At 58.5% G+C, this 22,009-nt stretch carries 30 protein-coding genes; 23 read left to right on the top strand and 7 right to left on the bottom strand.

All coding sequences use genetic code 11. The features are described from left to right. Nucleotides 1–12 precede the first annotated feature (12 nt). Genes IEU99_RS04795 through IEU99_RS04815 form a run of 5 tightly spaced genes read left to right on the top strand, consistent with a single transcriptional unit; the run spans nt 13 to nt 4,372 of the window. Entirely contained in the window at nt 13–657 is a 645-nt protein-coding gene (locus IEU99_RS04795; protein WP_128890513.1) for a hypothetical protein, read from the top strand. 60 nt (nt 658–717) lie between these two features. Then, a complete protein-coding gene (locus tag IEU99_RS04800; protein WP_164931192.1) occupies nt 718–1,974 on the top strand; it encodes a sensor histidine kinase in 1,257 nt (418 codons plus the stop codon). After that, a complete protein-coding gene (locus IEU99_RS04805) occupies nt 1,959–2,654 on the top strand; it encodes a response regulator (protein ID WP_128890511.1) in 696 nt (231 codons plus the stop codon). Before IEU99_RS04800 ends, IEU99_RS04805 begins: the two co-directional genes overlap by 16 nt. Nucleotides 2,655–2,707: 53 nt before the next feature. Further along, on the top strand, nt 2,708–3,631 hold the full coding sequence (locus IEU99_RS04810; protein WP_128890878.1) for an ABC transporter ATP-binding protein: 924 nt from the start codon (nt 2,708–2,710) through the stop codon (nt 3,629–3,631). Nucleotides 3,632–3,634: 3 nt separating this feature from the next. Continuing rightward, nucleotides 3,635–4,372, top strand: coding sequence for a hypothetical protein (locus IEU99_RS04815; protein ID WP_128890510.1), 738 nt, complete (start codon nt 3,635–3,637; stop codon nt 4,370–4,372). Here IEU99_RS04815 and IEU99_RS04820 read toward each other — a convergent pair. Further along, complete coding sequence (locus IEU99_RS04820) at nt 4,369–5,148, bottom strand: TrmH family RNA methyltransferase (protein WP_128890509.1); 780 nt, start codon at nt 5,146–5,148, stop codon at nt 4,369–4,371. The genes IEU99_RS04815 and IEU99_RS04820 overlap by 4 nt on opposite strands. Nucleotides 5,149–5,417: 269 nt before the next feature. Here IEU99_RS04820 and IEU99_RS04825 point away from each other — a divergent pair, with 269 nt between their 5' ends. From IEU99_RS04825 to IEU99_RS04855, 7 genes are all read left to right on the top strand, one after another. Continuing rightward, the gene (locus IEU99_RS04825) at nt 5,418–5,900 is read left to right on the top strand and encodes a hypothetical protein (RefSeq protein ID WP_128890508.1); all 483 of its coding nucleotides are present in this window, start codon (nt 5,418–5,420) and stop codon (nt 5,898–5,900) included. 274 nt (nt 5,901–6,174) lie between these two features. After that, on the top strand, nt 6,175–6,546 hold the full coding sequence (gene rpsL, locus IEU99_RS04830) for a 30S ribosomal protein S12 (RefSeq protein ID WP_128890507.1): 372 nt from the start codon (nt 6,175–6,177) through the stop codon (nt 6,544–6,546). A gap of 3 nt (nt 6,547–6,549) precedes the next feature. Next, entirely contained in the window at nt 6,550–7,017 is a 468-nt protein-coding gene (gene rpsG, locus IEU99_RS04835) for a 30S ribosomal protein S7 (protein WP_123935314.1), read from the top strand. Between the two features lie 214 nt (nt 7,018–7,231). Then, nucleotides 7,232–9,355 carry an elongation factor G gene (fusA, locus tag IEU99_RS04840; RefSeq protein ID WP_128890506.1) on the top strand — a complete coding sequence of 708 codons (2,124 nt, stop codon included), beginning with the start codon at nt 7,232–7,234 and terminating at the stop codon, nt 9,353–9,355. A 312-nt stretch (nt 9,356–9,667) separates the two neighbouring features. Next, nucleotides 9,668–10,858: an elongation factor Tu gene (tuf, locus tag IEU99_RS04845; RefSeq protein ID WP_128890505.1), complete on the top strand. Its 1,191-nt coding sequence runs from the start codon at nt 9,668–9,670 to the stop codon at nt 10,856–10,858. An 80-nt stretch (nt 10,859–10,938) separates the two neighbouring features. Then, nucleotides 10,939–11,535: a hypothetical protein gene (locus IEU99_RS04850; RefSeq protein ID WP_128890504.1), complete on the top strand. Its 597-nt coding sequence runs from the start codon at nt 10,939–10,941 to the stop codon at nt 11,533–11,535. A gap of 41 nt (nt 11,536–11,576) precedes the next feature. Further along, nucleotides 11,577–12,128 carry a DUF421 domain-containing protein gene (locus IEU99_RS04855; RefSeq protein WP_128890503.1) on the top strand — a complete coding sequence of 184 codons (552 nt, stop codon included), beginning with the start codon at nt 11,577–11,579 and terminating at the stop codon, nt 12,126–12,128. A gap of 81 nt (nt 12,129–12,209) precedes the next feature. On the opposite strand, the gene IEU99_RS04860 is transcribed toward IEU99_RS04855, so the two are convergent. The 6 genes from IEU99_RS04860 to IEU99_RS04885 all read right to left on the bottom strand — a co-directional run bounded on the left by IEU99_RS04860 (nt 12,210) and on the right by IEU99_RS04885 (nt 15,420). Continuing rightward, nucleotides 12,210–12,764 (bottom strand): Asp23/Gls24 family envelope stress response protein, encoded by a 555-nt coding sequence (locus IEU99_RS04860; protein WP_128890502.1) that lies wholly within the window; start codon nt 12,762–12,764, stop codon nt 12,210–12,212. Next, nucleotides 12,761–13,414 carry a DUF6286 domain-containing protein gene (locus tag IEU99_RS04865; RefSeq protein WP_128890501.1) on the bottom strand — a complete coding sequence of 218 codons (654 nt, stop codon included), beginning with the start codon at nt 13,412–13,414 and terminating at the stop codon, nt 12,761–12,763. Before IEU99_RS04865 ends, IEU99_RS04860 begins: the two co-directional genes overlap by 4 nt. After that, nucleotides 13,407–14,300 carry an Asp23/Gls24 family envelope stress response protein gene (locus tag IEU99_RS04870; RefSeq protein ID WP_128890500.1) on the bottom strand — a complete coding sequence of 298 codons (894 nt, stop codon included), beginning with the start codon at nt 14,298–14,300 and terminating at the stop codon, nt 13,407–13,409. Before IEU99_RS04870 ends, IEU99_RS04865 begins: the two co-directional genes overlap by 8 nt. Further along, the gene (locus IEU99_RS04875; RefSeq protein ID WP_128890499.1) at nt 14,300–14,494 is read right to left on the bottom strand and encodes a hypothetical protein; all 195 of its coding nucleotides are present in this window, start codon (nt 14,492–14,494) and stop codon (nt 14,300–14,302) included. The genes IEU99_RS04870 and IEU99_RS04875 overlap by 1 nt, the downstream gene beginning before the upstream one ends. 132 nt (nt 14,495–14,626) lie before the next feature. Then, entirely contained in the window at nt 14,627–14,956 is a 330-nt protein-coding gene (locus IEU99_RS04880) for an Asp23/Gls24 family envelope stress response protein (RefSeq protein WP_128890498.1), read from the bottom strand. 5 nt (nt 14,957–14,961) lie between these two features. Further along, nucleotides 14,962–15,420 (bottom strand): Asp23/Gls24 family envelope stress response protein, encoded by a 459-nt coding sequence (locus tag IEU99_RS04885; protein WP_123960920.1) that lies wholly within the window; start codon nt 15,418–15,420, stop codon nt 14,962–14,964. Nucleotides 15,421–16,238: 818 nt separating this feature from the next. Between IEU99_RS04885 and rpsJ the strand changes: the two genes are divergently transcribed. The 11 genes from rpsJ to rpsQ are packed head-to-tail and all read left to right on the top strand — an operon-like array spanning nt 16,239 to nt 21,400. Beyond that, complete coding sequence (rpsJ, locus tag IEU99_RS04890; protein WP_003854291.1) at nt 16,239–16,544, top strand: 30S ribosomal protein S10; 306 nt, start codon at nt 16,239–16,241, stop codon at nt 16,542–16,544. A gap of 32 nt (nt 16,545–16,576) precedes the next feature. Further along, nucleotides 16,577–17,233 carry a 50S ribosomal protein L3 gene (rplC, locus tag IEU99_RS04895; protein ID WP_123935292.1) on the top strand — a complete coding sequence of 219 codons (657 nt, stop codon included), beginning with the start codon at nt 16,577–16,579 and terminating at the stop codon, nt 17,231–17,233. Next, nucleotides 17,230–17,883: a 50S ribosomal protein L4 gene (gene rplD / locus IEU99_RS04900; RefSeq protein ID WP_123960918.1), complete on the top strand. Its 654-nt coding sequence runs from the start codon at nt 17,230–17,232 to the stop codon at nt 17,881–17,883. Before rplC ends, rplD begins: the two co-directional genes overlap by 4 nt. Further along, nucleotides 17,883–18,188 carry a 50S ribosomal protein L23 gene (rplW, locus tag IEU99_RS04905; protein ID WP_123935288.1) on the top strand — a complete coding sequence of 102 codons (306 nt, stop codon included), beginning with the start codon at nt 17,883–17,885 and terminating at the stop codon, nt 18,186–18,188. Before rplD ends, rplW begins: the two co-directional genes overlap by 1 nt. 21 nt (nt 18,189–18,209) lie before the next feature. Continuing rightward, nucleotides 18,210–19,052, top strand: a complete 843-nt coding sequence (gene rplB / locus IEU99_RS04910) for a 50S ribosomal protein L2 (RefSeq protein ID WP_123960917.1) — start codon at nt 18,210–18,212, stop codon at nt 19,050–19,052. 15 nt (nt 19,053–19,067) lie between these two features. Then, the gene (gene rpsS, locus IEU99_RS04915; protein WP_005509882.1) at nt 19,068–19,346 is read left to right on the top strand and encodes a 30S ribosomal protein S19; all 279 of its coding nucleotides are present in this window, start codon (nt 19,068–19,070) and stop codon (nt 19,344–19,346) included. A gap of 3 nt (nt 19,347–19,349) precedes the next feature. Next, nucleotides 19,350–19,709 carry a 50S ribosomal protein L22 gene (gene rplV / locus IEU99_RS04920; RefSeq protein WP_123960916.1) on the top strand — a complete coding sequence of 120 codons (360 nt, stop codon included), beginning with the start codon at nt 19,350–19,352 and terminating at the stop codon, nt 19,707–19,709. Continuing rightward, a complete protein-coding gene (gene rpsC, locus IEU99_RS04925) occupies nt 19,709–20,455 on the top strand; it encodes a 30S ribosomal protein S3 (protein WP_123960915.1) in 747 nt (248 codons plus the stop codon). Before rplV ends, rpsC begins: the two co-directional genes overlap by 1 nt. Nucleotides 20,456–20,457: 2 nt before the next feature. Then, nucleotides 20,458–20,874: a 50S ribosomal protein L16 gene (gene rplP / locus IEU99_RS04930; RefSeq protein WP_123935280.1), complete on the top strand. Its 417-nt coding sequence runs from the start codon at nt 20,458–20,460 to the stop codon at nt 20,872–20,874. Continuing rightward, nucleotides 20,874–21,104 (top strand): 50S ribosomal protein L29, encoded by a 231-nt coding sequence (gene rpmC / locus IEU99_RS04935; protein WP_123960914.1) that lies wholly within the window; start codon nt 20,874–20,876, stop codon nt 21,102–21,104. Before rplP ends, rpmC begins: the two co-directional genes overlap by 1 nt. Nucleotides 21,105–21,106: 2 nt before the next feature. Further along, a complete protein-coding gene (rpsQ, locus tag IEU99_RS04940; protein WP_123935276.1) occupies nt 21,107–21,400 on the top strand; it encodes a 30S ribosomal protein S17 in 294 nt (97 codons plus the stop codon). Nucleotides 21,401–22,009 lie beyond the last annotated feature (609 nt).

A 22,009-nucleotide genomic window follows, 5' to 3' on the forward strand; every position in this document is an offset into this window, starting at 1 on the left:
GAAGGCAGCAAGATGACGCAATGGGGATCGCCACAGCAGCAACCACAATGGTCCGATGAGCAGCAGTGGCAAACGTCGACAAGCCAATGGCAACAACCACCACAAACGCCGGAACCTCGACGGAATAACTGGTGGCTTGCCGCGGTGGCAGCCCTCATCGTGATCCTCGGGATCCTCGCTGTGTGGTTCTTTACTGCTCGTGGTGATGACGAAGAAGTAGCGGAGGCGCCGGCCACCACCCAGACCACCGTTACGGTTGAAGAACCGGCCCCGGTGACGGTGACAGAGCGAGTGCAGCCGCCGGTGACGGTGACGGATCGCACGACCGTGAGGCAGACGGTGACATCGGAACCTGACAGCAAAAACTGGAGTGATCTGATGAATAACGCCACCGGATGCTCGGATCCTGAATATGCGGCAACGAATGGCACCGACTACGTCTCGGTGTGCCGAAGCGGCGGTACCAGGGTGTATAAGGGCTGGTTCAATGGCAAGGCCTTGGAGCTAGAAGGCAAGACCACGCGCTATGGTCAGGCCGAATACACCATCGATGCCAAACCCAATACCATCGAAATCGATGGCGCCGAGGTGGATGTCTATGACGCCGACGGTGATCTTGCTGCAAGCTTTTATATGACCGAGTGGGAAGCAGAATAAAAAAACTCATACCCAGGTAGCATGTGAGCAGCTCGAAGGCTGCTTATGCTAACAGCCACCATGGATCCCACTCACCAGCAATCCCAACCACAAACCGAAGACCCAACGCTTGCAAGCACCAAGGCGTCGAGTGCGGCCAAGGCCAAGCCCGAGCTCAAGCCCAAGCTCAAGCGCATCACCCTGCAGCTCCTTCTCGTGGTAGCACTGCTCTGGGTGCTGCTGCCAGTGCGTCTGGTATCCCCTTCGGCTACGGGCACATCCTGGCAAATCCTCGGCAACATCGCCGTGGCCACCCTGATCTCGGCGCTTGTGGTGCAGCGCTACCGCTTTGGTGTGGGCACCTGGATGATTGTTGGCGCACTGGTGCTCATTGCCGTGACTGGGCTGGGCCAATACGTCCTACCGATCTACGGGTTGGTGTGCTGGCAGGCATGGCTTCTAGCTAAAAATCTGCAACGGTATCGCCCTTGGGTACTCGCCGGCATGGTCCTCGCCAGCGTGTCGGGCATGTTCCTGCTCTTCTTCCGCTTCATCGGCACCACCGAGGCGAAAGGATTATTAGCAGACCCCGAAAAGGACATAGCCGGTGCGCTGGCGGTCGGTGCGGTGCTGTGCGTGGTTTCCATCGGGTTCTTCTGGCTGCTTGGCAATAACTCCCGAAGAAAACAACTCCGCCTCGCCGATTTACAGGCACGCGCAGAGCTTGCGGCTCTGACCGAACGCAGCCGCATCGCCCGAGAAATGCACGATATTGTCGCCCATTCTCTTACGGCGGTGATCGCCCAGGCCGATGGCGGGCGTTTTGCTGCCAAGCAACACCCCGAGATGGCCCAAGAAGCGCTCAGCACCATCGGCCAGGAGGCGCGCCGGGCACTCGGCCAGATGCGCTCTTTGCTTTCCGTGCTGCATGAAGATGAGCGAAGCCAAGACATAACCCCAGGCAGTGAGCAGATTACGCACTTGCTGCGAGAAGCTCAGCGCAATGGTCTGCGCATCGATTTTGTTGAGCAATCCCAACCCGGCCAACTCAGCGAGGCTCAGTCGCTGACGGTGTACCGAATTGTGCAGGAGTGCATCACCAATACTCTCAAGCACGCAGGGGCCGTGGACGCCACCTTGGCCATCGACTGGGACACGCAGATCACCATCACCATGGACAATGCCCCCGGCCAAGGCCTTGATGGTTTGCCCAAGGATTTTGGGCGCGGCTTGATCGGTATCCGCGAACGCGCCAGGATTCACGGTGGGGATGCGCAATGGGGATCCTCGACACGCTATCCGGGAGGTTGGAAGGTGCAAGCATGGATCATGAGGTAGTGCGCGTTGGGCTTGTCGACGACCAACGTCTTGTTCGCGCAGGCTTTGCCATGGTGCTCAGTTCTCAACCCGATCTGCTCGTTAGCTGGCAGGCCGCCGATGGCAAAGAAGCTGTGCATCTGGCGCAAACGCAGCCCGTCGATGTGATCTTGATGGATATTCAGATGCCGGTCATGAATGGCATTCAGGCAATTCAGGCGCTCAAGAACAACCCGGCCAAAATCGTCGTGCTTACTACCTTTGACGCCGATGCCTATGTGATCGGCGCGCTCGAACATGGCGCCTCGGGCTTTTTGCTCAAAGACACCGAACCGGAAGCCCTCATCGAGGCTGTGCGTACCGTTGCCGCAGGTGATGCGGTGATTAGCCCCCAAGCCACATCCACCCTGCTGCAGCATATGCGCGCCTCTGTACCCGAGACTGCTTCACAGCGCGTGCCGCTGAAGTTGATTGATCCGCTCACACCGCGCGAGGAAGAAATTCTGGTGCTCATTGCCAAGGGGCTCAGCAACGCAGAAATTGCCCGGGAGCTTTATATTTCTATGCCTACGGTCAAAACCCATGTGGGCAAGGTGTTGGCCAAAACTGATTCCCGGGATCGCGTGCAGGCGGTGCTCTTTGCGTTTCGGCATGGGATGGTCACGCAGGCCGAATTGCTAAGAGATCATCCCCGGGGCTGATTTTCCAAAGCTCATACCCCGGTCGGATGCCCCGATGGGCCGAGCCGTGCATGATGGTAGTCATGTTCACCGTAGAGGGATTAACAAAACGTTATGGCAATCACACTGCCGTGCAGGATTTAAGTTTCCACGTACCTGATGGTGTTGTCACCGGCTTCCTAGGCCCGAATGGTTCAGGTAAGTCCACCACCATGCGTTGCATGCTGGGCCTCGATGCCCCAAGCAGCGGCAAGGTGACGGTGCGCCACGGCAATTTCGAAGGCCCAGTCCAGGCCTGCAAACACAAGGCCCAATTAGTAGGTGCGCTGCTCGATGCCTCCTGGGTAGACCCAAAGCGCAGTGCAAGAAACCACCTACGCATGTTGGCTCAAGGCGCAGGTATTCCGGATTCCCGCGTGGATGAGTGCCTCGACTTGGTGGGTTTGAGCTCAAAGGCCAAGGCTAAGGTGGGCGGCTATTCACTAGGTATGCGCCAGCGCCTGGGCGTGGCTGCGGCCCTTTTGGGTGATCCTCAGCATTTGCTTTTCGACGAGCCCGTCAATGGTCTTGACCCAGAAGGCGTGAGCTGGATGCGTCAAACCATCCGCTACTTCGCATCGGAAGGCAAATCGGTGCTGGTGTCCTCGCACCTATTGGCAGAGATGCAACAAACCGCCGACCGTCTGGTGATTATTGGCCGTGGCAAGCTCATTGGCGAATATGACATGGACGAGTTCCTCGGCGATGCACTGGTAGAGGTGCAAACCCCGCAACAAGAGTTTGGTGCGGTTCTGCAGCGCCAGGGCTTTGAGCCTCAGGCGATCGAAGGTGGTTTTAGCGTTCCGGTGGAAGGCGATGAACAGCAGGCCAGGGAGCGCATTGCCCGCCTCGCCCTGGAGCACCAGGTGCTCATCACCGGGTTGAGTTCGCGTAGCGCGGGGCTTGAAGAACGTTTCCTCCAAGCCACCATGAACGAGCAAGAATATAGGAGCAAATAAGCCATGCACGTTTTAAAGTCCGAACTGACCAAACTGCTCACGCTGCGCTCTACCTGGATCACCTTCGGCATCGCCATCGTGCTCATGCAGATCCCGGTGCTGGTTCAAGGCTTTGTGGGCACTGAGAGCCAAGATGTGAGCATTAGCGGTGCGCTGGTAGCCGATATGCTCTACGCGCTGATCATGACCTACTTTGGTGCAGCCATTGGCCGCGACTTGAATTTCAAGCTCCATGCTCAAGCCATGCTCACCCAACCCAGCCGTGGCTCCTGGATCTTCGCCCGCATTTTCTGGCTGAACCTCTTCGCCTTCTTGGGGCTCGTGGTGGTCGTGGCCTTGAGCGCTGTAATCGCCACGATCATGCCTGATCTTCACTTCCAGGCCGAGGGTTGGGAGAGTTTCGGCACCGCAGCGCTGAAAACCCTGACCATGCTGAACCTGGGTACCGGCTTTGCCATGCTCACCCGCAGCACCGCAGCCGGTGTGAGCATCCCCCTTGCGCTGGCGCTGGTGGTGGACAACCTCTTGTACGTGGCCTCGATGAAGTTCGAGTTTGTGAAGTACCTGTTGCTGATCAGCCCAACCACGCGCGCCGGGCAATTCGGCGTGGATAATGGCGAGCCCCGAGGATTCGAGGTGGGCCAGTATCAACCGGATTGGTTCAACGGCACCGTGATGCTGGTTTGGCTGGTGCTCATGATCGCACTGGCACTGTGGTCGAATAAGCGAGATGTGCGTTAAGCCAGATCTCGTGCACCGTGGGTATATAAGGCGATGCCGGTGGCAACGGAAACGTTGAGGCTCTCTACACCCTCGCGCATCGCAATGGCATAGCGGTGCTTGGCGTGTTCATGCAATTGCGTGGACACGCCTTTTCTTTCGCTGCCCATGACCAAAGCGATGCGGCCTTCAAGCTGTGCGATCTGTGCGAGCGCTTCGCTGGCATCAGCAGCCAAACTCACCAGCGGAATTTCCTGAGCCTCAAGCGCAGCCAAGGTGTCTTCCCTGGTGCTCAGCACCACTGGCAGGGCAAAGACCAGCCCGCGGCTGGCGCGCACGAGGCGTCGATCAAGCGCATCATCTAAACCAGAATCCACCAACACCACCGCTGCTGCACCTAGGCCAGCGGCGGTACGAATAATCGCGCCGATATTGCCCGGCAGGCGCACCCCATCAAGGACCACCACATCGCCTTGGCCTTCCAAGGCCTGCTTGAGGGTGCTAGGCGGGGGAGTTTCCGCAAGTGCAAACAGGCGCGGGCGCTTATCGCTGCCAAAGAGCTTTTTTGCCACATGCACGGCAATGCCGGTTAGCGCTATCTGCTCGCGTTCTAATAACGTGCCCAAGGTTTCCGAGGGGGAGCGATCCCCAACGCCAAAGACTGCGTGGATGGTGAGTCCATGCAGCAGTGCTTGCTCGATATTTTCTTCGTCATCGATGATGAAGCGTCCAGGAACCTCGCCATCAATCACGGCGGAGATTTCGCGGGCTTGGGCATCGAGCAGTGATTCAATCATGGCGAAAATCCTACCGGAGGCTTTCAATGTGCGTCTGCCACATAAGGTGCAGCTAAGGGGTGCTAACGGGTGTGGGGCATGCGCTGGAACTGGACTGCGAAGGTGGGCTCGATGTGTATTTGAATTTGGTTGGCGCTATCCTTGGGGTGTTCGTCTGACAAGCAAAGCGGCAAGCAAGCAAGGGGTGCAGTAGGTTGCAGCAGGAGCGCTCGAGGGCCTCGACTCGGCCTCGGTCTTTCATCGTTGCACTACTACCACTCATACTCACGGTGCTTGGTATTTGCGTAGCTAGCGCATACTTTTTCTCGGAAAAACTCGATACCGAGGCTGTGCAAAACGTCCGTACCGGCAGCGTTGGCCCAAACGGTATTGAAGAGATCGCGCAGAGCACGACGGTACAAAACTTAGATGCGCACACCCACCAAGGGGAGGATGCTTGGGGGCACCTGGTCAATTCCGTGACCCGTTGCCAAGGGGAATACGCCTACGCAGGCACCAATGGCCACGACTTTGTCTCCATCTGCGCTACCCCCGAAGGGCTGCTGTATCAGGCGTATGTGGCCAATGGGATCCTTCGGAAGCCGGCGCATGAAATTTCCCCGGGTGCATATCAGGCAGATGCCGGTGCGCACCGTATCTTTATTGAAGGCCCACGGGTCAAAGTAGTGGAGCCCGATGGCGAAGTTGCCTTAGTGGTTGATCTTCCCGATTGGCATGAGCGCCAAGCGCTCCAGGCGGAGCAAGCGAGCTAAGTCTTGGGGCTTAGTCTTAGGCCTTAGGTGAGCCCAAGGGTGGGGCGTTGCCGAATGTTCTTTTTCGGCATTGACTCGTTTGGGCTGCTCCGGTATGTTGAATCTTTGGCTCTGTGGCTTTTGACCACAGAATCTCTACAAGTCATACGGTCGGCTGACGCCAAAGGCATTGGTGTCTACGCTTCGTTCGTTCTTCGTAGCTCCAGCACTATCGCCCCACCGGGTACCCAAGTAGCTGTCTGCGGAGGGCCGGCCCGTTTTAGAAGGATGGTTTATGCCTACTATTCAACAGCTGGTCCGCAAGGGTCGCCACGATAAGGCCGCTAAGGTCAAGACCGCGGCGCTCAAGGGCTCGCCTCAGCGTCGTGGTGTGTGCACCCGTGTGTACACCACCACCCCGAAGAAGCCGAACTCCGCTCTGCGTAAGGTCGCGCGTGTTCGCCTGACCTCTGGCATCGAGGTTTCTGCTTATATCCCCGGTGAGGGTCACAACCTCCAGGAGCACTCCATGGTGCTCGTTCGTGGTGGTCGTGTGAAGGACCTCCCCGGTGTTCGTTACAAGATCATCCGCGGTGCTCTCGACACCCAGGGTGTGAAGGATCGTAAGCAGGCCCGTTCCCGTTACGGCGCAAAGAAGGAGAAGTAAACAATGCGTAAGAATGCAGCTCCCAAGCGTCCTGTAATCAAGGACCCGGTCTACGGCTCTGAGGTTGTTACCCAGCTCGTGAACAAGGTGCTTCTCGACGGCAAGAAGTCCACCGCTCAGCGCATCGTTTATGGTGCACTGGACATCTGCAAGGAAAAGACCGGCACCGATCCGGTTCTCACCCTTGAAAAGGCTCTCGGCAACATCAAGCCTGACCTTGAGGTTCGTTCCCGCCGCGTCGGTGGCGCCACCTACCAGGTGCCCGTTGACGTTCGCCCCGCCCGTGCCAACACCTTGGCACTGCGTTGGTTGGTGAACTTCACCCGTCAGCGTCGCGAGAACACCATGGTTGAGCGTCTTGCCAACGAGATCCTCGATGCTGCCAACGGCCTCGGTGCTTCCGTGAAGCGCCGCGAGGATACCCACAAGATGGCAGAGGCAAACCGCGCCTTCGCCCACTACCGCTGGTAATTCGCGTCCCATGCGTTTTCGAGCCCAATCGATCGCGGCGAACACCCCAGTGGTGTTGCTTTGCCGTGCATCGGCTGGGCTCCAACGCTATTCAAGGCTGTAAATTTCAGGCTTCGTCGGGCAAAAGTCCAACAAACCTGGCAGCATTGAGAAGAAACACTATCCGTGTGAGCCGAAGAATCTTCGGCTTCCGCTACACAAGTTAGGGAATAACGTGGCACAAGAAGTGCTTAAGGATCTGAACAAGGTCCGCAACATCGGCATCATGGCTCACATCGATGCCGGTAAGACCACGACCACCGAGCGCATCCTCTTCTACACCGGTATCAACCGCAAGGTTGGCGAGACTCACGACGGTCAGTCCACCACTGACTGGATGGAGCAGGAGAAGGAACGCGGCATCACCATTACGTCTGCTGCCGTGACCTGTTTCTGGGAGGGCAACCAGATCAACATCATCGACACCCCCGGTCACGTGGACTTCACCGTTGAGGTGGAGCGCTCTCTGCGCGTGCTCGATGGTGCCGTTGCCGTGTTCGACGGCAAGGAAGGCGTTGAGCCTCAGTCCGAGCAGGTGTGGCGTCAGGCTGCGAAGTACGACGTTCCTCGTATCTGCTTCGTGAACAAGATGGACAAGCTGGGTGCAGACTTCTACTACACCGTGCAGACCATCATCGACCGCCTCGGCGCTAAGCCGTTGGTTATGCAGCTTCCTATCGGCGCTGAGGACGACTTCGACGGCGTTGTCGACCTGCTCGAGATGAAGGCCATCACCTGGCGCGGCAAGGTTGAGACTGGTGCTGAACCCACCATCGAAGAGATCCCTGCCGACCTGAAGGAAAAGGCTGAGCAGTACCGTGAGCAGCTCGTCGAGACCGTTGCTGAGTCCGATGAAGAGCTCATGGAGAAGTACTTCGGTGGCGAAGAACTCACCATCGAAGAGCTCAAGGCCGGCATCCGCAAGATGACCGTGAACTCCGAGGTCTACCCCGTGCTTTGCGGTACCGCTTACCGCAACAAGGGCGTGCAGCCTCTGCTCGACGCCGTGATCGACTACCTGCCCACCCCGCTCGACATCGGCGAGGTTCACGGCCACGCTGTCGGCGACGAGGCCAAGGAACTCGTGCGCAAGCCTTCCGTTGAAGAGCCTTTCTCTGCACTGGCCTTCAAGATTGCTGCACACCCCTTCTTTGGCAAGCTCACCTTCGTGCGCGTGTACTCCGGCCTGGTTGAGCCGGGTGCTCAGGTGGCCAACTCCACCAAGGGCAAGAACGAGCGCATCGGCAAGCTCTTCCAGATGCACGCCAACAAGGAGAACCCGGTTTCCGAGGCTCGCGCAGGTAACATCTACGCGTTCATCGGCCTGAAGGACACCACCACTGGTGACACCCTCTGCGATAAGAACAACCAGATCATCCTCGAGTCCATGGACTTCCCGGATCCTGTGATCAAGGTGTCCATCGAGCCGAAGACCAAGTCGGACCAAGAGAAGCTCGGTATCGCTATTCAGAAGCTGGCCGAAGAGGACCCGACCTTCACCGTTGAGTTGGATGAGGAATCCGGCCAGACCGTTATTGGCGGCATGGGCGAGCTTCACCTCGACGTGCTGGTTGACCGCATGAAGCGCGAGTTCAAGGTTGAGGCCAACGTGGGTAACCCGCAGGTTGCGTACCGCGAGACCATCCGCAAGCCCGTGGAGAAGCTCGAGTACACCCACAAGAAGCAGACCGGTGGTTCCGGCCAGTTCGCAAAGGTCATCATCTCCCTGGAGCCTTATGCACCCGACGTGGAGACCTTGGAAGAGGGCGAGTCCGCCATCTACAAGTTCGAAAACGCCGTTACCGGTGGCCGCATCCCCAAGGAATACATTCCTTCCGTGGACGCTGGTATCCAGGACGCCATGCAGTACGGTTACCTCGCCGGCTACCCGCTGGTGAACATCAAGGCCACCGTGCTCGATGGTGCTTACCACGAAGTGGACTCCTCGGAAATGGCCTTCAAGCTTGCAGGTTCGCAGGCTCTGAAGGAAGCCGTGGCAAAGGCAAAGCCTGTGCTGCTCGAGCCCGTGATGGCCGTTGAGGTTATTACCCCTGAGGATTACATGGGCGACGTCATCGGCGACATCAACTCTCGCCGTGGTGAAATGTCCGCCATGGAAGACCGCGCTGGTGCCAAGGTTGTGAAGGCCAAGGTGCCGCTGTCTGAGATGTTCGGCTACGTTGGTGACCTGCGTTCCAAGACCCAGGGTCGCGCCAACTACACCATGATCTTCGACTCCTACGCTGAGGTGCCGAAGAACGTGGCAGACGAGATCGTTGCTGAGCGCAACGGCTCCTAATGCCAACCGGGGCGTGAGATAACAAGCGTTATCTCCGCCCCACCCCAACTACTTCGTGCCAAGGCGGTGCGGTAGCGGCGGGTTGAAGACTTTCCCAGCAGATGAAAGCCTTGAACTGGCCGTTACCTCATCGCAGATCCCTGGAAATGTATCGCGGGTTTGAAAAATAGCCCGGTGCAACCTAGGATCATGTAACTGGCACATTTGTAATCACTGTACTGCCAGGCTGCCGAATTAGTGGCCAGAACGTACAGGAACTGTCAATTCGTGGCTGCGGAATCGTAGCCACCACGAAGTCCAGGAGGACACATAGTGGCAAAGGCTAAGTTCGAGCGTACTAAGCCGCACGTTAACATCGGTACTATCGGTCACGTCGACCACGGCAAGACCACCACTACCGCTGCTATTACCAAGGTTCTGGCTGACACCTACCCGGACCTGAACCAGGCTTTCGCTTTCGATGCCATCGACAAGGCACCGGAAGAGAAAGAGCGTGGCATCACCATCAACATCTCCCACGTGGAGTACCAGACCGAGAAGCGCCACTACGCACACGTGGACGCCCCCGGCCACGCTGACTACATCAAGAACATGATTACCGGTGCCGCTCAGATGGACGGCGCAATCCTCGTGGTTGCTGCTACCGACGGCCCCATGCCTCAGACCCGCGAGCACGTGCTGCTCGCTCGCCAGGTGGGCGTGCCTTACATCCTCGTTGCACTGAACAAGTGCGACATGGTTGACGATGAGGAAATCATCGAGCTCGTCGAGATGGAAATCCGCGAGCTGCTCGCTGAGCAGGACTACGATGAGGAAGCTCCTATCGTTCACATCTCCGCTCTGAAGGCTCTTGAGGGCGACGAGAAGTGGACCCAGTCCATCGTTGAGCTCATGCAGGCTTGCGACGACTCCATCCCGGATCCTGAGCGCGAGACCGACAAGCCCTTCCTCATGCCTATCGAGGACATCTTCACCATTACCGGCCGCGGCACCGTGGTTACCGGTCGTGTTGAGCGTGGCTCCTTGAACGTGAACGAAGAAGTCGAGATCATCGGTATCCGCGAGAAGTCCACCAAGACCACCGTTACCGGTATCGAGATGTTCCGTAAGCTCCTCGACTACACCGAGGCTGGCGACAACTGTGGTCTGCTGCTTCGTGGCCTCAAGCGCGAAGACGTTGAGCGCGGCCAGGTTGTTATCAAGCCGGGCGCTTACACCCCCCACACCGAGTTCGAGGGTTCCGTCTACGTTCTGTCCAAGGACGAGGGCGGCCGCCACACCCCGTTCTTCGACAACTACCGTCCTCAGTTCTACTTCCGCACCACCGACGTTACCGGTGTTGTGAAGCTTCCTGAGGGCACCGAGATGGTTATGCCTGGCGACAACGTCGACATGTCCGTCACCCTGATCCAGCCTGTTGCTATGGACGAGGGCCTGCGCTTCGCTATCCGCGAAGGCTCCCGTACCGTTGGCGCCGGCCGCGTTACCAAGATCATCAAGTAACGCACGCTACGCAACGTAGTTGAAGCACCCAAGCATCACGCTTGGGTGCTTTTCTTATGCACTCGATAAGATCAGATAGCGTGAGCACGCATCAGGAACGCATTATCGAAGCCCTCGCGGCTATATGGCGCGCCCAACCAGACTTGGGCATCAGCGATGTGCTCACACAAATCGCCAACCGGCACGGAGGCCCCGGGGCAAGCGATGAGGAATTCTTGCAGGCCTGCCACAGCATCCAGGCTGAGATTCTCGGAGCATTGCCGGAGCCCCTGCACCCCGATCAAACGTTGCTGCTGCACACCACCAAGTTTTATGTAGCCATACGCGGGCAACACGCTTTGCTCATGCGCAAAGGCGCACAACCTGTTCACTGGCGCTACGAGCATGTTGCCAGTGCTCAAGTTGGCGGCCCACTGCTGCTTGCAGACGCAGAATTTCAGGTGCATAACTACGGCACGATCCAAAGCATCAGAGTGGGTTCAGCAGAAGAACAGGCAGCAGTGTGTGAAGATGCGATCGCGATGGGGCGCGGACAGCATGTCCAGCTATGGCGCCAGCACAGGCGAGCGGTGGGCGTCGAAAAGCTGCACACCACGCTTGAAGCTGCGGTGGGGCAGTCGCTGATCCTGGGCGGGGTGGACTATGGGGCAGTGGTGCAGACCTTCGATTTGGGGTAGGACATGGGTCTTTGATGGTGATGGCGCTAAGCTAAGCCTTCATGGAAGAGTTCAAAAGACTCGTCGTTGAGCAGATGACCATCGAGCTCAAACGCATCCCCGTGGTGGTGCTTGCCGGGCTGGTCGTCTACATCGTGTTTCTTGGTTTAGTGCACCTGTTTGGCCCTCGCGTACTGGCCCGCATGACGGCCTTTGACGCCGTGGTGATTGTCATGTTCGGTGCCGTAGCCGGGCGTGTGATCGTTGGGCACCCGCCCACCCTCGCAGCGGGTATTGTCGGTCTGATCACCCTCATGGGTTTAGAGGCGGCCTTTGGCACCATACGTTCGGTCTCGGGTATTCGGCAGGCCTTGGACGGCAGAGCAAGAATCGTGGTGGCGCATGGCAAAGTGGTGGAAAAGCAACTGCGCAAAAGCCACATGAACCGCAACGACATCCGCTTCGCAGTGCGCAAAGCCGGCATCCCCACCATGTCGCAGGTGCAATGCATGATCCTTGAGCCCACCGGCGAGCTCACCGTGATTAAAACTGGCACGCCCATCGACCCGGAGCTGCTCAAAGGCGTCGCTGGGGTAGAGGCGCTCTATCCCTAACGCTTTGAGCGCTGATACGGCGCCTGCGCATAGCAAAACACCACCGCCCAAAGTTTCAGCGGTGGTGTTTATTTGTGTGCTTTAGCCTTCTACCGACTGGAAGTGAAGGCGATATTCGGTGCGCACATCAAAGTTGGGAAGTGCTGAGCGAATATCTGCTTCTGCCTGCTGGTGCGCTGCCTCGATGACTTCCGTGCTCGCCTGGGGATCAACCGTGGTGGTGATCCGAATAATGCGCTCACGCTTGTTATCAATGGCAGTGCCCTTGGACTGCACCACGCCGGGGGTCTGCTCAAGCACCTCGGCGGTCATGTCTGCGATCTGATCCAAAGCCACGGCGGAGCGGGTTTTACCCTTGCGCTCCACATTGACCCGACCCGCGCGGTTCAGGCGCAGGTTGGCAATCAGAATCCACAGCCCGAGCACGGCAAAGAGCACCGTGAGTCCGAACAGGAGGTAGTTGTACCAGGGCTGTTCGTAGAGCTGGTTCCAGCTATCGAAGCTCGCTGCCTCGCTGACTTGCTCGGCTTCGCGCACATCATAGTGCGAGGCGATGGCCCACACTGAGATGGCGATGAGCACGGCAGCCAAGAGGAAGGTGAAGATTCGCCCGAAGGCTACGGTTGAACGTTTCATTCTTCTTCCTTTCCGAGCACCACGCGAACCTTGGGGTTCGATGCCAGCTTTTCGACGTGCGCACGTACCTCATCTTCGACGCGCGCAGCCAGGCTGGGGTCGTCATTGCCAATGACATTGACGGTGACCTTGGTGGCCTTGTGGTTCACGGTGGTTTGAGCGTCGTACACGCCGCTGACGCGCTCTGCCACGGCAGTGGCACGGCGGGCAATATCGATGGGACGCAGGTACAGGCGAGTGTTCGCGCCCGCATCGGAGGCAATGTACTTCGGCGGTGCCGGCTTGAGTGCAAGAATCAACAGCACCACGCCAAGCACACCAATGGCGATGCCGACGGGGAAGAACCAGTCTTGCTGGCCAAGGTTGGCAATCCAATCGAGCAGGGGACGGATCCACGCCTGATCGCCATTACCTTCTTGGCGCACCCACCAAAGCTCGCGGCCGCAGATCACTGCAAGCGCGATCAGCAACAGCGAGAACAGGATCATCAGCACGCGAACAGCAGGGCTGCCCTTGAGGTACTTCGGACCTTGATCCTGTGCCTGGGTTTGCTGCTCATTGCCCGCAACCACTGGGGCATGAGCCTGCGTGTCATTGGGGTGCTGTGCCGGCAAAGCTTCGGTATTTGCTTCACGGTGTTGTTCAGCCACGGCGTGCTCCTTCCGATGCGCGATCAGCAAAGCCGCGTTTGAGATCCACGGGGATCACGCGGATGGGGGCGAGCTCGAAGGGGGCAGGTGCCTCAGCTTTGCGGAGGCGCTGCTCCTTGGGGCGCGAGATCTCGATCTCTGGTACGCCAGGAGCCACCACAGGCTGAAGGTCGTGCTGCTTCACCCGATAATCCTCAACCTTTGGCTCGGGGAGTCCATCGAGTACTGAGTTGATCTTCGGTTCGATCACACGAGCGGTATGGCGCTGATCCACCTTCGGCTCAATCACGCGCGAAGTGTTGCGGGCATCCACGCGAGGCTCAATCACCTTGGAGGTGTTGCGGGCGTCCACGCGAGGCTTGATTGCCTCCTTCAGGCCGCGACGAACCTTTGGTTGAACCGGCTCGCCCATGCTGCGATGAACCTTAGGTTCTTTCACTTCCTGGATGCGGTGATGGATCCGGGGCTCTGCTGCCTCAGCTACCACGTGCTTGACGCGGGGCTCCACTGCGGGGCGCTCAATGGCCTTGGGGTTAAAGAGCGAAGGTGGGGTGGGCGCCTGCAAAGTAGTCACGCGCTGGCCGCGCACCAATTCGCTGACGACAACGTTGACGCGGAGCGCTTCCACGCCGGCGTAGGTGTCGAGCCATTCGCGAATGGCCTCGCGTACCACGCCGGTCAGATCGGTGACCGGACTTGGCCAGGTAGCTGCGATGAACGCCTCTACATTCGCGGTCTTACGTTCTGCATCTAGACGCACATCAACCCGAGGCAGGTCGCGGCCGGCAACCTTGCTTACCGCCGAGGTGCCGCGAACCGAAAGCACCGCCGCTTTGGCGATGGTGGTCAGCGCACGCTCGTCAATGGTTAGGGTCGAAGACGGCATTAACCGCGCCCTCCGTTACGGAAGCCTTCGAGGCCCTTATTCAGATCGATGCGGCCTTCGAGCTGTGCGCCGGCCAAGCCGCCGATGGCAGCGAGCAGCACAATGAGTAGCAAGCCGCTAAGACCCCACTGCAGCAGGGCAACGGCAATCACTACGCCCAGAAGAGCGCCGAGAAAGGTTTTATTGGACATCATGATGGTCCTTCAGGTGTTTTCGTTGAATAAGAAAGTCTAAGTGGGCCTTGTTCGAGGCACCGTGATACTGCGCAAAAGCGCGGGGCTTGGCTGAACATTCGATACAGCAAACCCCGCGCCGAAGCAGTTGAACTACTCGTGTTCTTCTGCTTGTTGTTCAGTGGCGATATCGGCAATAACCACCGACACCGGCATAGTTAACCCATCTGCTTTGAGGGTTTGCGCAGCGGTGGCGCGAACTTCCTCGGCAAGGTCGTAGAGGTTATCGGCACCGAATTCGGCAACGATGTCTACTTCAAAAGATTCCTCGTCTCGGTTTTGGAAACGTAAACCTTGAACGCGTTGCTTAGGGTAAAGCAGCGCAACCTCGCCGAAGCGCCCCGAGTGCATCGCATGCACGCCGGGGATGGCCACCACGGCCTCGACAAGCGCCTGTGCTTTATCGAGTGAAAGAGTCGCCATTGTGATTACTGAACGCGGCTCGGGAGCTGCTTCTGCTCTTCTTCGTTGTTCTCGTCCTCGTTCTCATCTTCGAACTCGAAGTGAACGTCGTGAACGGTCACGTTGACCTCGGTAACCTCAAGGCCGGTCATGCGCTCGATGGCAGAGGAGATGTTCTCGCGGATTGCGTCGGCAAGCTGGTGAATAGCAACGCCATACTCAGCAACGATGGACACGTCGACGGCAGCCTGACGCTCGCCAACCTCAACGTCTACACCCTGCTGCAGGTTGGTGTTGGTGCCGGGGATGGAGTCGCGAAGGGCACCCAGTGCGCGAGCAGCGCCGCCGCCGAGGGCGTGTACGCCGGAAACTTCGCGGGCTGCAACGCCGGCGATCTTGCCAACTACCTGATCATCAATGATGGTGCGGCCGTGGCCGTTGTCTTCTGCGACGTTGTTGTCCTGGGCTTCCTTGTTCTCAGCCATGTTTTCTCCTTCTATATAGACGCACACCCGCAAGGCAGCGGATGTGCAAGCGAATTGCTTGCCACCATCATAGGGTCTTTCATGCAAGACTTCGCATCTAGAGCGTGATTGTTGCCGATTTGATACACAACCGCGCCCGAACCGTGTTAAAAGATGCGCAAAGTGTTATGTAATTGCGGTGCAATCCGAGGACGCTGGCGAGATCCCATATTTATAAAGCGATCCCTGGAGACTTCATCTTCGGGGTTTCGATTCTTGGCGCGGGCAAGGGGGGCAATCGGCAGGGGATTGGGCGCTGAGATCTATAAGGAACGCTTTGGCTAAGGCTTTCAGGCGAGCCGGAAAATTATTTTGCCAGCTCGCACTTGCATATCCCGTGGTGGCATGTTTTAATACTGGGGTTGCTTTGACAACAGCTACCTTTGCGTAGTTGATGGCAAGGCAAACATGACACCTTCGCTGTGAAGCTCATGTAGATGAGTGAATCAGGTAAGGATCCTTGAGGAATGAAGTGCAAAGCACGTTTTTCTTGAGGGCCGGAACCTCGAAGGGGCATGGCAAATAAACAGCGGCAGTTGGCTAGGGCTCTTGAGCGTTTATAACGTTGAGACCCTTCCTCACTTGGAGTGCATCTTCGAAGTGTGTGGCAGTTGATTTGCAACGCCCCGAAGCGAAGTTGCCGGCAAGTCTTAAACGACAGTCAAGTAAGAACTGGCGTTGCGCCCAGGCCCCAAAGGTCCGGACAACGTTATAGAGATGAATGAAGCGATTCCCACCAATCCATTCAGTGATGTGGGACAAGCGAGGAAGAGGTAACCGTGGCGGGACAAAAGATCCGCATTCGGCTCAAGGCCTACGACCACGAGGCGATCGATGCGTCTGCACGCAAGATCGTCGAGACCGTCACCCGTACGGGTGCACGCGTTGTTGGCCCGGTGCCGTTGCCCACTGAAAAGAACGTGTACGCCGTTATTCGTTCTCCCCACAAGTACAAGGATTCTCGCGAACACTTCGAGATGCGCACTCACAAGCGCCTGATCGATATCCTCGACCCGACGCCGAAGACGGTTGACGCACTCATGCGCATCGACCTTCCGGCCAGCGTCGACGTGAACATTCAGTGATCGACGAAATTTTTGGCAGCGGAGAATAACTAATGAGTGAAACAGAGATCAAGGGCATCTTGGGCACCAAGCTCGGCATGACCCAGATCTTCGACGAGGAGAACCGAGTCATTCCGGTCACCGTCGTTGAAGCTGGTCCGTGCGTGGTCACCCAGATTCGCACCACCGAAACCGATGGCTACAACGCCATCCAAATCGCCTACGGCGACATCGACCCCCGCAAGGTAAAGAAGCCTCAGGCGGGTCACTTTAAGAAAGCAGGCGTTACCCCCCGCCGCCACGTAGCAGAAATCCGTATGGATGATGTTTCTGCCTACGAGGTTGGTCAGGACGTCACCGTGGACATCTTCGAAGGCGTGACCTTCGTAGACGTCACCGGTACCTCCAAGGGTAAGGGCTACGCCGGCGGCATGAAGCGCCACGGCTTTGCCGGACAGGGCGCAGCCCACGGTAACCAGGCCGCTCACCGTCGTGTGGGCTCCATTGGCCAGGCTGCCACCCCGGGCCGCGTGTTCAAGGGCAAGCGCATGGCAGGCCGCATGGGTAATGACCGCGTCACCACCCAGAACCTCAAGGTTCAAAAGATCGACGCCGATGCCAACCTCATCCTGATCAAGGGTGCGATCCCGGGCAACCGTGGCGGCATCGTAACCGTTAAGACCGCAGTGAAGGGCGGTGCACACGCATGACCAATCTGAAGTTGGACGTCCACACCGCTGAGGGTGCTACCGACGGCTCCGTAGAGCTGCCTGCAGCAATCTTCGACCGCGAGGTGTCCGTTGCACTCCTGCACCAGGTAGTCAACGCACAGCTTGCAGCACGTCGTCAGGGCACTCACTCCACCAAGACCCGCGCAGAGGTGCGCGGTGGTGGTCGCAAGCCGTTCCGCCAGAAGGGCACCGGTCGCGCTCGTCAGGGCTCGATCCGTGCACCTCACTTCACCGGCGGCGGCATCTCGCACGGCCCTAAGCCGCGCGATTACGCTCAGCGCACCCCCAAGAAGATGATCAAGGCCGCTCTGTTCGGCGCACTGTCCGATCGTGCTCGTAACGAGCGCATCCACGTGCTCACCGAATTGGTGCCTGGTCAGACTCCTTCCACCAAGTCCGCACGCGCATTCTTCGAGCGCCTCACCGATCGCCGCAGCATTCTGTTCGTGGTCGGCCGCGCAGACGAGAATGCTCAAAAGAGCGCCCGCAACCTGCCTGGTGTGAACGTTTTGTTCGAAGACCAGCTCAACACCTACGACGTTCTGAATGCAGACGACGTTGTGTTCTCGGTTGAGGCTCTCAACACCTTCATCAACCGCGTCCAGGGCGCGGAGAAGGAGGAGAACTAATGGCTAAGATCGCAGACCCCCGCGACATCATCCTCGCACCGGTCGTCTCTGAGAAGTCTTATGGCTTGATGGAGCAGGGAACCTACACGTTCTTTGTTGCTCCCACCGCCCACAAGACGCAGATCAAGGATGCCGTGGAGCGCATTTTCGGCGTGAAGGTCGCCTCCGTGAACACCGTGAACCGTGAGGGCAAGCGCAAGCGCACCCGCACCGGCTACGGCCGACGCAAGGCAACCAAGCGCGCATACGTGACGCTTCGTGAAGGCAGCGACGCAATCGACATCTTCGGCGGCTCCGCCGCTTAAGGGTCGAGGTAAGGACAAACTATGGCTATTCGTAAATACAAGCCGACAACCCCGGGTCGCCGCCAGAGCTCCGTTTCCCAATTCGACGAGATCACTCGCTCGAATCCGGAAAAGTCTCTGCTTCGCCCCCTGCCCAAGAAGGGCGGCCGTAACGTACACGGCCACATCACCGTTCGTCACAAGGGTGGTGGCCACAAGCGTCGCTACCGCGTGATCGACTTCCGCCGCACCGACAAAGATGGCATTCCGGCCAAGGTTGCTCACATCGAGTACGACCCGAACCGTACCGCCAACATTGCGCTGCTGCACTACGCCGATGGCGAGAAGCGCTACATCATCGCCCCGAAGAACCTCAAGCAGGGTCAAATCATCGAGGCTGGCGCTAACGCAGACATCAAGGTTGGCAACAACCTGCCGCTGCGCAACATCCCCGCCGGTACCGTGGTGCACTGCGTGGAGCTCAAGCCAGGCGCTGGCGCTAAGCTCGCCCGCTCCGCTGGTGCTTCCATCCAGTTGCTGGGTAAGGCAGGCAAGTACGCAGTGCTGCGTATGCCTTCCTCCGAAATCCGCCGCGTGGACATCCGTTGCCGCGCCACCGTGGGTGAGGTTGGCAACGCCGACCAGATCAACATCCGCTGGGGCAAGGCCGGCCGTATGCGCTGGAAGGGCGTTCGCCCGACCGTTCGTGGTGTTGTGATGAACCCTGTTGACCACCCGCACGGCGGTGGTGAGGGTAAGACCTCCGGTGGTCGCCACCCTGTGTCCCCTTGGGGCAAGAAGGAAGGTCGCACCCGCAACCCCAACCGTTACAGCAACAAGATGATCGTGCAGCGTCGCCGCACGAACAAGTCCAAGAAGCGCTAAGAGGAGGAAACTTAGATGCCACGCAGCCTAAAGAAAGGCCCGTTCGTCGATGAGCACCTCCTCGCAAAGGTAGATGCTCAGAACGAGAAGGGCACCAAGCAGGTCATCAAGACCTGGTCCCGCCGTTCCACCATTCTCCCCGACTTCATCGGCCACACCTTCGCCGTTCACGACGGCCGCAAGCACGTGCCGGTGTTCGTGGACGACTCCATGGTCGGCCACAAGCTCGGTGAGTTCGCACCCACCAAGACCTTCAAGGGTCACGTCAAGGACGACAAGAAGGGACGTCGATAAGCGATGAGTGAAGCTATCACCTCCGCACGCGCAACCGCGCGCTTCGTCCGTGTTTCTCCAATGAAGGCACGTCGCGTGATCGACCTGGTTCGCGGCAAGTCCGTTGAAGAAGCACTGGCTATCTTGAAGTACGCCCCTCAGGCTGCTTCGGAGCCCGTTGCCAAGGTCGTCGCATCCGCTGCGGCTAACGCCGAGAACAACTTCGGCCTGGATCGCAAGAGCCTGGTCATCTCCGAGGCTTTCGCCGACGAGGGTCCGACGATGCGTCGATTCCAGCCGCGCGCACAGGGTCGTGCATTCCAGATCCGTAAGCGCACCAGCCACATCACCGTGGTTGTTAGCCAGAAGGAAGGGGCCAAGTAGTGGGCCAGAAAATCCATCCTCACGGCCTACGTTTGGGCATCACTTCCGATTGGAAGTCCCACTGGTACGCCGACAAGAACTACGCAGACTACGTCGCTGAGGACATCAAGATCCGCGAGTACCTGCAAAAGACCTTGGACCGCGCCGGTATCGCCGACATCGTGATCGAGCGCACCCGCGACCGCGTCCGCGTCGACATCCACACCGCCCGCCCGGGCATCGTGATTGGTCGTCGTGGCTCCGAGGCAGACCGTCTGCGCCGCGAGCTGGAAAAGCTCACCGGCAAGCAGGTTGCTCTGAACATCCTCGAGGTCAAGAACATTGACGCCAACGCTCAGCTCGTGGCTCAGTCCATCGCCGAGCAGCTGACCAACCGTGTGGCATTCCGCCGCGCAATGCGCAAGGCCATCCAGTCCGCGATGCGCCAGCCTCAGGTCAAGGGCATCAAGGTTATGTGCTCCGGTCGTCTCGGCGGTGCCGAGATGTCCCGCACCGAGCGCTACCACGAGGGTCGCGTTCCGCTGCACACGCTGCGTGCGGAAATCGACTACGGCACCTACGAAGCACACACCACCTTCGGCCGCATTGGCGTCAAGGTGTGGATCTACAAGGGTGACGTCGTGGGCGGCAAGCGCGAGTCCGAACTGAACGCACCCGCAGAACGCCGTGGCCGCGGCGACCGCAACGCACGTCCGCGTCGTGGTGGCCAGCGCCGCCAGCGTGCTGAGAAGAAGCAGGAGGGCTAAGAATGCTTATCCCCAAGCGCGTGAAGTACCGCCGTCAGCACCGCCCGACCCGTCGTGGCGTGTCCAAGGGTGGTAACCGCCTTAACTTCGGTGATTATGGCATCCAGGCCCTCGAGCCCGCCTACATCACTAACCGTCAGATCGAGTCCGCTCGTATTGCCATCAACCGCCACGTCAAGCGTGGTGGCAAGGTGTGGATCAACATCTTCCCGGATCGTCCTTTGACCCAGAAGCCGCTCGGCGTGCGTATGGGTTCCGGTAAGGGCCCCGTGGAGAAGTGGGTTGCGAACGTCAAGCCCGGTCGCATCCTCTTCGAGATGAGCTACCCCAACGAGGCTATGGCACTCGAGGCTCTGCGCCGCGCAGGCCAGAAGCTCCCTTGCAAAGTTCGTATCGTTAAGAAGGAGGACCAGTTCTAATGGCTAACGGTACCCCCGCACACGAGCTTCGCGAGCTAAACGCCGAGGAGCTGACCACCAAGCTGACCGAGGCTAAGGAAGAGCTGTTCAACCTGCGCTTCCAGCACGCCACCGGCCAGTTGAACAACAACCGTCGCCTGCGCACCGTCAAGCGCGACATCGCCCGCATCTACACGGTGCTCCGTGAGCGCGAGCTCGGCCTGTCCGAGGTTCCGGGAGCTGAGGCTTAAACATGAGTGAGGCAAACGTGACTGAGAACAACGAGAACGCCAAGGAAAAGGGTGCCCGCAAGGTTCGCATCGGCTACGTGGTTTCCACGAAGATGCAAAAGACCATTGTGGTTGAGCTTGAAGACCGCAAGCAGCACCGCCTTTACGGCAAGACCATCCGCACCAACTCCAAGGTGAAGGCTCACGATGAAAACGAGATCGCCGGTGTTGGCGACCGCGTGCGCATCGAAGAGACTCGCCCGCTGAGCAAGGACAAGCACTTCCGCCTCGTCGAGATCGTCGAGAAGGCACGCTAGTCCAAACGCGGACAAACGCTTGAAGCACATCCCACCACGGGGTGTGCTTTTTGCATTTCTTAGCTTTTCGACGTCCCCCATGCCGTGCGTTGCTGGGTGTGGGGGAGCGGGTGGGGGAGGGGATGCAAGCTCAAGATGGATTGACGAGCCAAGAGGAACAGCAGCTTGTAGATAGTGTTGAGCAAGGATTTGAAACCTTGTTCACGGAGGTCGTGCGAGAAACTTCCCCCGGCGTGTGGGAAGTTGACCCAGAGGCCGCTGCGCGTTACGGAATTAGTCTTGAAGAAGCGAACGCACTGGCGCGCATGATGCAGCGAGAAAGATTGTGTCGACTGCAGCTATCGATGGATCGGCAAACTTGTTGAAATATGGAGTGATGGCTGTAGGAGGTTGGCCAGCGATTGCTGCAAAAACTGCAATTAGTGCTGGTGCGTGTGGTCTGAGCGAACGCACCTGAGGTACCTGAAGAGGGAATACAGCGACCTTGCCGGGCCTAGCTAGCTAACCAGTAGGGTTAAAGTGACCGGGATTGGAGAATGAATTCATTGGTCTGACTATTTGTGGTCACCTCTCGTGCCTCTAGTTAAGAACGGTAAAGACGGTAAGCCT

The organism is Corynebacterium pelargi, from assembly GCF_014635485.1.
GTDB classification, from domain to species: Bacteria; Actinomycetota; Actinomycetes; order Mycobacteriales; family Mycobacteriaceae; genus Corynebacterium; species Corynebacterium pelargi.

Excerpts from the sequence above, each read along its gene's own strand:
- IEU99_RS04795 (WP_128890513.1), top strand. The coding sequence starts at position 13 with ATGACGCAATGGGGATCGCCACAGCAGCAACCACAATGGTCCGATGAG.
- IEU99_RS04800 (WP_164931192.1), top strand. The coding sequence starts at position 718 with ATGGATCCCACTCACCAGCAATCCCAACCACAAACCGAAGACCCAACG.
- IEU99_RS04805 (WP_128890511.1), top strand. The coding sequence starts at position 1,959 with ATGGATCATGAGGTAGTGCGCGTTGGGCTTGTCGACGACCAACGTCTT.
- IEU99_RS04810 (WP_128890878.1), top strand. The coding sequence starts at position 2,708 with ATGGTAGTCATGTTCACCGTAGAGGGATTAACAAAACGTTATGGCAAT.
- IEU99_RS04815 (WP_128890510.1), top strand. The coding sequence starts at position 3,635 with ATGCACGTTTTAAAGTCCGAACTGACCAAACTGCTCACGCTGCGCTCT.
- IEU99_RS04820 (WP_128890509.1), bottom strand. The coding sequence starts at position 5,148 with ATGATTGAATCACTGCTCGATGCCCAAGCCCGCGAAATCTCCGCCGTG.
- rpsL (WP_128890507.1), top strand. The coding sequence starts at position 6,175 with ATGCCTACTATTCAACAGCTGGTCCGCAAGGGTCGCCACGATAAGGCC.
- rpsG (WP_123935314.1), top strand. The coding sequence starts at position 6,550 with ATGCGTAAGAATGCAGCTCCCAAGCGTCCTGTAATCAAGGACCCGGTC.
- IEU99_RS04855 (WP_128890503.1), top strand. The coding sequence starts at position 11,577 with ATGGAAGAGTTCAAAAGACTCGTCGTTGAGCAGATGACCATCGAGCTC.
- IEU99_RS04860 (WP_128890502.1), bottom strand. The coding sequence starts at position 12,764 with ATGAAACGTTCAACCGTAGCCTTCGGGCGAATCTTCACCTTCCTCTTG.
- IEU99_RS04870 (WP_128890500.1), bottom strand. The coding sequence starts at position 14,300 with ATGCCGTCTTCGACCCTAACCATTGACGAGCGTGCGCTGACCACCATC.
- IEU99_RS04875 (WP_128890499.1), bottom strand. The coding sequence starts at position 14,494 with ATGATGTCCAATAAAACCTTTCTCGGCGCTCTTCTGGGCGTAGTGATT.
- IEU99_RS04880 (WP_128890498.1), bottom strand. The coding sequence starts at position 14,956 with ATGGCGACTCTTTCACTCGATAAAGCACAGGCGCTTGTCGAGGCCGTG.
- IEU99_RS04885 (WP_123960920.1), bottom strand. The coding sequence starts at position 15,420 with ATGGCTGAGAACAAGGAAGCCCAGGACAACAACGTCGCAGAAGACAAC.
- rplC (WP_123935292.1), top strand. The coding sequence starts at position 16,577 with ATGAGTGAAACAGAGATCAAGGGCATCTTGGGCACCAAGCTCGGCATG.
- rplD (WP_123960918.1), top strand. The coding sequence starts at position 17,230 with ATGACCAATCTGAAGTTGGACGTCCACACCGCTGAGGGTGCTACCGAC.
- rplW (WP_123935288.1), top strand. The coding sequence starts at position 17,883 with ATGGCTAAGATCGCAGACCCCCGCGACATCATCCTCGCACCGGTCGTC.
- rplB (WP_123960917.1), top strand. The coding sequence starts at position 18,210 with ATGGCTATTCGTAAATACAAGCCGACAACCCCGGGTCGCCGCCAGAGC.
- rpsS (WP_005509882.1), top strand. The coding sequence starts at position 19,068 with ATGCCACGCAGCCTAAAGAAAGGCCCGTTCGTCGATGAGCACCTCCTC.
- rplV (WP_123960916.1), top strand. The coding sequence starts at position 19,350 with ATGAGTGAAGCTATCACCTCCGCACGCGCAACCGCGCGCTTCGTCCGT.
- rplP (WP_123935280.1), top strand. The coding sequence starts at position 20,458 with ATGCTTATCCCCAAGCGCGTGAAGTACCGCCGTCAGCACCGCCCGACC.
- rpmC (WP_123960914.1), top strand. The coding sequence starts at position 20,874 with ATGGCTAACGGTACCCCCGCACACGAGCTTCGCGAGCTAAACGCCGAG.
- rpsQ (WP_123935276.1), top strand. The coding sequence starts at position 21,107 with ATGAGTGAGGCAAACGTGACTGAGAACAACGAGAACGCCAAGGAAAAG.